Consider the following 392-nt stretch of genomic DNA (forward strand, 5'->3'; position numbering starts at 1 on the left):
ACGCTGTATGCGAAATGGACGCCCAACCCAACGTACACCGTTACGTATAACGGAAATGGAAGCACAGCAGGAGCAGTGCCTACTGACAGCGGAACGTACGAAACCGGCACATCGGTAACGGTGTTGGGTAATGGCAGCTTGTTGAGATCGGGCTATACATTTGCAGGCTGGAATACRGCAGCCAATGGATTGGGGACGAACTACGCGGCAGGCGCGGCGCTTAYGATGGGRAACGCGAAYGTAACGCTGTATGCGAAATGGACGCCYAACCCAACGTACACCGTTACGTATAACGGCAACAGCAGCACCGGAGGGGCCGTTCCTACTGACAGCSGAATGTACGAAACGGGCGAAGCGGTAAACGTACTAGGTAAGGGAAGCTTGGCAAAAAC

1 protein-coding gene is annotated in these 392 nt (G+C 54.4%); it reads left to right on the top strand.

The window, feature by feature from the left end; translation table 11 throughout:
* On the top strand, window positions 1–392 hold a 392-nt coding region (locus AB4Z29_RS32420; RefSeq protein ID WP_441946966.1), incomplete at both ends, for an InlB B-repeat-containing protein.

The sequence above is a fragment of the Paenibacillus sp. 2TAB23 genome, assembly GCF_052115165.1.
In the GTDB taxonomy this organism is placed as follows: Bacteria; Bacillota; Bacilli; order Paenibacillales; family Paenibacillaceae; genus Pristimantibacillus.